Annotated in this window: 8 protein-coding genes; 3 read left to right on the top strand and 5 right to left on the bottom strand. The window is 47.2% G+C overall.

The features are described from left to right. Both B5D26_RS15005 and B5D26_RS15000 read right to left on the bottom strand, forming a co-directional pair. Positions 1-294: helix-turn-helix domain-containing protein (locus tag B5D26_RS15005; RefSeq protein WP_143833126.1), on the bottom strand; the 294-nt coding region annotated here is incomplete at its 3' end. Positions 295-352: 58 nt separating this feature from the next. Beyond that, positions 353-949: a HutD/Ves family protein gene (locus tag B5D26_RS15000; RefSeq protein WP_078746532.1), complete on the bottom strand. Its 597-nt coding sequence runs from the start codon at positions 947-949 to the stop codon at positions 353-355. A gap of 109 nt (positions 950-1,058) precedes the next feature. Here B5D26_RS15000 and B5D26_RS14995 point away from each other — a divergent pair, with 109 nt between their 5' ends. The 3 genes from B5D26_RS14995 to B5D26_RS14985 are packed head-to-tail and all read left to right on the top strand — an operon-like array spanning position 1,059 to position 4,052. Continuing rightward, positions 1,059-3,521, top strand: coding sequence for an intermembrane phospholipid transport protein YdbH family protein (locus B5D26_RS14995; protein ID WP_078746531.1), 2,463 nt, complete (start codon positions 1,059-1,061; stop codon positions 3,519-3,521). Beyond that, positions 3,518-3,715, top strand: a complete 198-nt coding sequence (locus B5D26_RS14990; protein WP_200810703.1) for a YnbE family lipoprotein — start codon at positions 3,518-3,520, stop codon at positions 3,713-3,715. Before B5D26_RS14995 ends, B5D26_RS14990 begins: the two co-directional genes overlap by 4 nt. Before the next feature lie 10 nt (positions 3,716-3,725). Further along, the gene (locus B5D26_RS14985; protein ID WP_078746530.1) at positions 3,726-4,052 is read left to right on the top strand and encodes a YdbL family probable chaperone protein; all 327 of its coding nucleotides are present in this window, start codon (positions 3,726-3,728) and stop codon (positions 4,050-4,052) included. A gap of 99 nt (positions 4,053-4,151) precedes the next feature. Here B5D26_RS14985 and B5D26_RS14980 read toward each other — a convergent pair whose 3' ends face one another. The 3 genes from B5D26_RS14980 to rdgB form a co-directional block, all read right to left on the bottom strand. Beyond that, the gene (locus B5D26_RS14980; protein WP_078746529.1) at positions 4,152-4,421 is read right to left on the bottom strand and encodes a hypothetical protein; all 270 of its coding nucleotides are present in this window, start codon (positions 4,419-4,421) and stop codon (positions 4,152-4,154) included. 349 nt (positions 4,422-4,770) lie between these two features. Then, complete coding sequence (gene hemW, locus B5D26_RS14975) at positions 4,771-5,958, bottom strand: radical SAM family heme chaperone HemW (protein WP_078746528.1); 1,188 nt, start codon at positions 5,956-5,958, stop codon at positions 4,771-4,773. Continuing rightward, entirely contained in the window at positions 5,959-6,561 is a 603-nt protein-coding gene (gene rdgB, locus B5D26_RS14970) for an RdgB/HAM1 family non-canonical purine NTP pyrophosphatase (protein ID WP_078746533.1), read from the bottom strand. Positions 6,562-6,563 lie beyond the last annotated feature (2 nt).

Genomic DNA, 6,563 nt, shown 5'->3' with positions numbered 1-6,563 from the left:
CGCAATCTGCTGTGGAGAGAACCTCTGACGCAGCATCAAAATCACGAGGTCAAACAGTTCATTACCCTGAGCAAGCTTTTTCACTGGTCGACAGCCTACTCTTCGAGCCTGACGGTTGGCTTGAGCCTTAGGTGCTTCGTATAGGCCATCGGCAAGCTGGTTACGACGAATCTCTCGACTGATTGTTGAGGGGCTTCGATCAAGTAGGCGAGCAATACTTCGCAGACTGAGATTGTGAAGCAGGCCAATTTGAATAGTGGCACGCTCTTCTATGTTGAGTTCTTTGTATGTCATAACAACACCTTACCCGATATTGGATTAGGTGTTGCACTCAGAATTTGCCGCTAAGCCCTTATAGGGTGTGACAAGGAAATCTATGCGCCAACGAGATCACAATCAATGTAACCCCTTCCAATCCTGCTCGTAGACTGATTTCTTGATCACTCAGCAATAACTGCCCTACATTCAGGCACTCTCCAGTCGAGAGTGTGGCCTCACCTGCTATCAGATAAACACCAGACAACAGGGTTTTAGAGGCTGATATGTCAAGTGTCTGATTGGCGGCAAGCCGCTTTAACGACATTTCGCTTTTGATCTCTGGTGCGGTAATCAGATTAAAATCGACTACATCCCCCGCAATCAGCTTGGCATATACGGTATCGCTGCCTGAGAAGTACCAAGTGTCAGAGGTTTTTGTCAGGTTAAATGTTTTGGTTTCGGCTGGGTTGTGTTGTAAAACCTCAAGCCCTTCGCCTTCCAAAATTAACAAGGCGCGATTAAAACCAGAAAAATCACTGAACGCGCCCTCTTGTTGCACAAGGGCGGAGCTGATGCGAATTTGAAAGTCTCGATTTTGTAGAGAAGCGGTTTCAGGATAAATCCAAAGCTGGGTGGTTTTACCGCCCGCCCATTGGCTAGTCAGGTAGTGGCTTGAGTCAAGTATCTGCATGTTGTGCACTGTTGTGATGATTGAGGGCGTGGCCGATGATTTCAAATTAAGTCTAAGGTTGTCTAGAGTATACTAAGGCGCAAATTACGTCATAAGGCCAAACGTATTTATGGATCAGCTTCGTCTCAATATGCTCTATCTGTTGATGAGACTACGAAAATGGATTTTTATCCTCAGTGGCTTAGTTCTAATACTGGCGTTGTTACTGCTGTCGTTATGGTTAACACGGGCGCACTGGCTGCCGTCTGTGGTGAATTATGGCGTGAAAGAAAAAGGCTGGCAGTTGACCGAGTTAAGTTGGTCTGAACCTTATCAGATTGACCGTTTAAGCTTGGCACAAGCGAAAGGGCAGCAGTTTCATTTTACCGCAATTCACTGGCAGAAAAGCCAAGGGCTGTTACACGCGGGGCCGGTGGTTTATCAAGCTGGCTCGACACCTGTTGCGGCCCCTGATCCTACAATGTCCGTACCTGTCAGCCCCCCAGCCGACTTTTCGGTAATGCTGGCGCAACGTGTTGCACAGATTAACCAAGCTTTGGAAGACGTTAGATCACAGCTGGTTCGCTTTAATGATTGGGCGGCTTGGGTGGGGTTAACGCAGATTCAACTCCCTGATGTTCAAGTGCGCTTGGCTGATAGTACCCGTGTTCAGCTCGACTTACAGATCAACCAACAACAAAGTGAATGGCGTTTCGGTTTAAACGCTACAACAGACCTTGCCCCTGAATACGCTTTAGCCCTCAACGGTCAGTTGAATACTGATCTCATGAACGCTCAGTTACAACTGAACACGCCACCCAAAGGACAGGCACTGTCAAAGGATTGTCATCTAAAAGCAGGCGAGCCATTACAACTTGATGTACAGATACCACTGCAAGCCTTTGGCCGATGGCAGCTTGGGTTAGCGGGCGTGAATCTGCGCCACAGTGCCAACTGTTTAGCCGAGCTGATACCGACGCAACAGGCCAACTTTCAAGCCCCTAAAGCGGGTTGGTTGCAGGTGAGTCCTATCTCATTGCGGTTAGATTTGGCGCGCCAACAGCTGCTGTTGCCCAACTTAAAGCTAAACTGGCAGGCGAACTCAAAAACTCAGCTAGCAATGGCTAAAGAGGTTGCCGTTGCGGTACAACCGACGCAGATAGAGGTTGATTTGACAGAGGTGATGCTAAGTAGCACTGAGCAGAAAGGCCGTATCACAACCCGAGCAAGCTTTAATGCACAGGGCAATTTAGTTGAGTCTCAAGCTGAAAAACCTGCCCTTTTGGCCTTCAACAGTAGCGGCTATTGGCGTAATAGCGCAGAGAGTTTCAGCTATCAAAGTGCAGAAACCCATCTGCAAACCCCAGCACTAAAAGTGCAAGAATTCCAGTTAGGTGTTGGCCAACTCAACAGCCCTGTTTCGTTATTGTGGCAGAAGGCTAACGGGTTGCTACAGTTGGCCGCCAGCGTACATACCACGCTAAATGTTAAACATGCGTTGCTTAAAAAGCCGCTGGCGCTGGTGTTACAAACAGAGCTTTCGGGTACGCCTCAGCAACCTCATATTCAGCTACAAAGTTTAACCCCAGAGCTACCGCTGTTAGTGGTATTGAATAGCGACGCACTGGCATTGAACAAGCGTGCCACACCGAATACGGCTAAGCGTGTTTATATTTTTAGCACTGCACCAATCATGTTGAGCAACTGGGCGCAAATGCTGAAATTGCCTGAAGACCTGCTGTTGAGTGATGGGCGGCTGCAATTCAACGGTGCATTGAATTTAAACGCTGTTGATTTAAGCCAGAGTTCAGGGCAGTTTGATCTAGGTTTAGAGCAAGGTGGGGGGCGTTATTTAGGCTATCAGTGGTCGGGCTTATCTGTGCCGTTAAATGTGCATTATCAAGGCCAGTCTCAACCGCTACTGTTACGTGCTAATCAGTTGTTTTTACAGCGTCTATGGGCGGGGGTTGAACTGCAAAACTTGCGAATGAATTTAAACGCAGAGCACCGCAAAACTGAGGCAGGTACAATGTTCACAGGGCAAGTGTCAGCCTTACAAGGTGATTTATGGGGTGGTCGCTTTAACTTAGATCAGTTGAGTTATCCAATACCTGAACAGGGTGTGGATAGTTTGGTGAGTTTGCGACAATTAGATTTGCAAAAACTGGTGAACGCGAGCAACGAGCAGAAAATCAGAGTCACAGGCAGCGTGTCTGGTCGTTTACCACTGAAACTTTACGCAGATGGCGTTGAGATTAAACAGGGTATGCTAGAGTCTGATACCAACGGTGTGATTAGTTTGAAAAATAACCCTGCTTGGCAGCTAATGTTGCAGCAACAGGCAACTTTAGCAAGCAGCTTGCGGCATTTAAATTATTTAGACTATACCCAGCTGCGAGGGCATTTAGAGATGGCGCGCAGCGGTAACTTAAAGGTAGAGCTGCAAATTGAAGGTGAAAACAAAGCAGAAAATCAGCCTGTGAACTTCAACTTCAACAGCGAGCAAAATATTTTAACTTTGCTGAAAGCCCTGCGTTTGACACAGCAATTAAATGACTCTTTGGATAATCGCATGAAAAGGAAAACCAAATGATAAAACGAGATTTGATCTCTCGTGGTGCGCTGGTGTTAGCTGCTATATGGCTGGCCGCCTGTACGCCCAAAATAGAGGTCGCGGCCAAAGAGCCGATTACGATCAATTTAAATGTCAAAATTGATCATGAGATTCGGATCAAAGTAGACAAGCAGCTGGACGATTTATTCAGCGAAGACAGCGATCTGTTTTAAGGAGTACAACATGAACCTGATCAAAAAACTAAGCCTTGCTGCTTTATTGAGTCTGACATTAATTGGTAACGCCTTTGCCGTGTCACTGGCAGATGCCAAAAGTAACGGCTGGGTGGGCGAGCGCTACACGGGCTATTTGGGTATTGTAAGTCACAGCGAACAAGTCTCTGGTTTGGTTAACGAGGTTAACGGCAAACGTTCGGCTCGCTATAAAGAACTGGCGATTAATAACGGCATTGCCTTACAAGAAGTAGAAAGTCTTGCAGGTAAAAAAGTGATCGAGAAAACTGAGGCTGGTCAGTATATCGATTTAGGTAACGGTTGGGTGAAGAAGTAATACAAAAAATGAGTTGTATTACTCCTTCTATATTTTCCGGCCAGAGGCCGGAAAATACCGTAATACTTTTATTCAGGTGCTTAGCACTTACTCTAATTGCTACACACGAGAAATATCAGTAATAACTGGATGCTGGTTAACAGGTAGGCTGATGCTTACCATTGCAGCCTCATTGCCTGCACCAGGGTAAACTTCTTTTGCATTGCAGAAAAACTTATAGTTCATTCCCGCAACAACCTGCTGAGCTACTGCTACAGGTGAATATTGTACGCCTAGAAGGCCTTCCATTGCTGATTGAAAAACTTTCATTTGATCTGCGTTGATATCGCTAGAAAACTCTGACCAGCCGCCCGCGCTTAAGTTAGACATTGTGAAGTTCCTTTTATTTAGATAGAAAATTAACCCAAGTACATGAGAAGTCTTTTTACCTCTAAGCTTGGTGATTTAATTCTTACCTAATAGGCTCTAATATAAAACTAGGGATACCCCTAGTTTTATTGGTATTAATACTTGGTGTGGGGGTTTTTTATGAATAGTTACAGTTAATATGACACAAAAATAAGGTTTATTTGATAAAAATGCTTCTAGCTTATAAATCGGTTATAAATTTTTCCAATTAATATCTGCCTCTAACGAGTAAAAGCAGCTCTATTGCAATATAAGCTCAGCTTAGTGCTGTCTAAGATTTGTCATATTTTATGCTACGGCATAAATATAATTACGCCTCCAAAAACGCTTCTAATACGGCATTCAGGTAGATAAAACCTTCCTCTGTTGTGCAAAGTTGCCCTGTACCCGTTTGCAATAACCCCAGTTGTTGTAGGCGGGTCAGAATCGGTGCGACCTGATCCAAATCTTGTCCGGTGCGTTGCTTGTACAACGCTTCGGGTACACCCTGCCTTAACCGCAACACGTTCATAAAAAACTCTAACGCTAACTCATCTGGCTCAACCTGCGTTAACGCGTTGCGATATTGCACGGCGGGGAGATATTGCTTGGGGTGGCGATGTTTGGTGGTGCGAATAATCTCTAGCGCTCCAGACTCGCTTATGGCTGTGAGCTTGCCGTGTGCACCAGCACCAATACCCAGATAGTCACCAAACTGCCAATAATTCAGATTATGTCGCGCTTGGCTGCCATTTAACGCATACGCCGAGACTTCGTACTGTTGATAACCTGCACGAGCAATTAAGGCTTGGCCTGCTTGCTGGATCTGCCACAGGGCGTCGTCATCCGGTAACGGTGGGGGCGCTTGATAAAATGGGGTATTGGGTTCTAAGGTCAGTTGATACCAAGACAGGTGATCCGGTTGCAGGTCAATCGCTTGCTGCAAGTCGGCTAAGGCTTGTGCTTCGGTTTGTTCGGGCAGGCCGTGCATCAGGTCTAAATTAAAGCGGTTGAACCCTGCTTGGCGGGCGCTTTCTGCGGCACGGATGGCGTCTTGATTGTTGTGAATACGGCCAAGGCGTTTCAGTTGGGCTGGATCAAAGCTTTGTACACCAATCGACAAGCGATTCACGCCCGCTTGGCGATAGCCTTCAAAGCGCGCTTGTTCAACGGTGCCGGGGTTGGCCTCAAGGGTGATCTCGATCTGTTCAACAAAAGGGATACGTGCCTCGACCCCTCGCAGAATTTCCGCAATCGCCTCAGGGCTGAATAAGCTTGGTGTGCCTCCACCAAAAAAGATGCTCTGTAAGGGGCGGTCTTGCACCCAGTGCAGGTCTTGATCTAAGTCGGCTAACAGTGCCTGCACGTAAGCCTGTTCTGGCATCGCTTGCCCTGCCAAGCGGTCTAACCCGTGAGAGTTAAAATCGCAGTACGGACATTTTTGTACACACCAAGGGATATGGATATACAAACTGAGCGGCGGTAGCACAGGGGACGCAAGTACAGGCACGGAAGACATTTAGAGGGTTCTCTTTTTAAGTTGAGCAACCAAGTCGAGTGTGGCTTTGCCACGATGGCTGCGCTGATTCTTCTGCTCCGGTGTCAGTTGTGCAGCGGTGCAGTTCAGCTCCTCAATCCAGAACAGCGGATCATAACCAAAACCCCCTTCGCCCTGCGGTTGCTCCAGAATGGAACCTTCCCATGACCCTTGGGCAATAATCGGTGTCGGGTCATCGGCATGACGTAGATAAACCAATACACACCAGTAGCGCGCTGTGCGTTGGCTTTTGTCTAATCCTGCCAGCTCAGCAAGTAGCTTTTCATTGTTGCGCTGGTCTGTGGCACCTGCGCCTGAAAAGCGGGCAGAATAGATACCCGGTGCGCCATTCAGTGCATCAACCTCAATACCGGAATCATCGGCCAAGGCTGGCAAGCCGCTGACACGACTGGCTTCACGGGCTTTCAATAGCGCGTTTTCAACAAAGGTCAGCCCTGTTTCGTCCACTTCTGGCACATTGAATTCAGATTGAGCGACCACTTCAAAACCCAGCGGCAATAAAACTTCGCCAAACTCACGCAACTTACCTTTGTTACCGCTGGCTAAAACTAATTTTTGAGTCATCA

The sequence above is a fragment of the Oceanospirillum multiglobuliferum genome (assembly GCF_900167095.1).
GTDB classification, from domain to species: Bacteria; Pseudomonadota; Gammaproteobacteria; order Pseudomonadales; family Halomonadaceae; genus Oceanospirillum; species Oceanospirillum multiglobuliferum.
Note: the sequence above shows the minus strand (reverse complement) of the source record. Positions and strands in the feature narration are given on the sequence as shown.

Excerpts from the sequence above, each read along its gene's own strand:
- B5D26_RS14995 (WP_078746531.1), top strand. The coding sequence starts at position 1,059 with ATGGATCAGCTTCGTCTCAATATGCTCTATCTGTTGATGAGACTACGA.
- hemW (WP_078746528.1), bottom strand. The coding sequence starts at position 5,958 with ATGTCTTCCGTGCCTGTACTTGCGTCCCCTGTGCTACCGCCGCTCAGT.
- rdgB (WP_078746533.1), bottom strand. The coding sequence starts at position 6,561 with ATGACTCAAAAATTAGTTTTAGCCAGCGGTAACAAAGGTAAGTTGCGT.
- B5D26_RS14980 (WP_078746529.1), bottom strand. The coding sequence starts at position 4,421 with ATGTCTAACTTAAGCGCGGGCGGCTGGTCAGAGTTTTCTAGCGATATC.
- B5D26_RS15000 (WP_078746532.1), bottom strand. The coding sequence starts at position 949 with ATGCAGATACTTGACTCAAGCCACTACCTGACTAGCCAATGGGCGGGC.
- B5D26_RS14990 (WP_200810703.1), top strand. The coding sequence starts at position 3,518 with ATGATAAAACGAGATTTGATCTCTCGTGGTGCGCTGGTGTTAGCTGCT.
- B5D26_RS14985 (WP_078746530.1), top strand. The coding sequence starts at position 3,726 with ATGAACCTGATCAAAAAACTAAGCCTTGCTGCTTTATTGAGTCTGACA.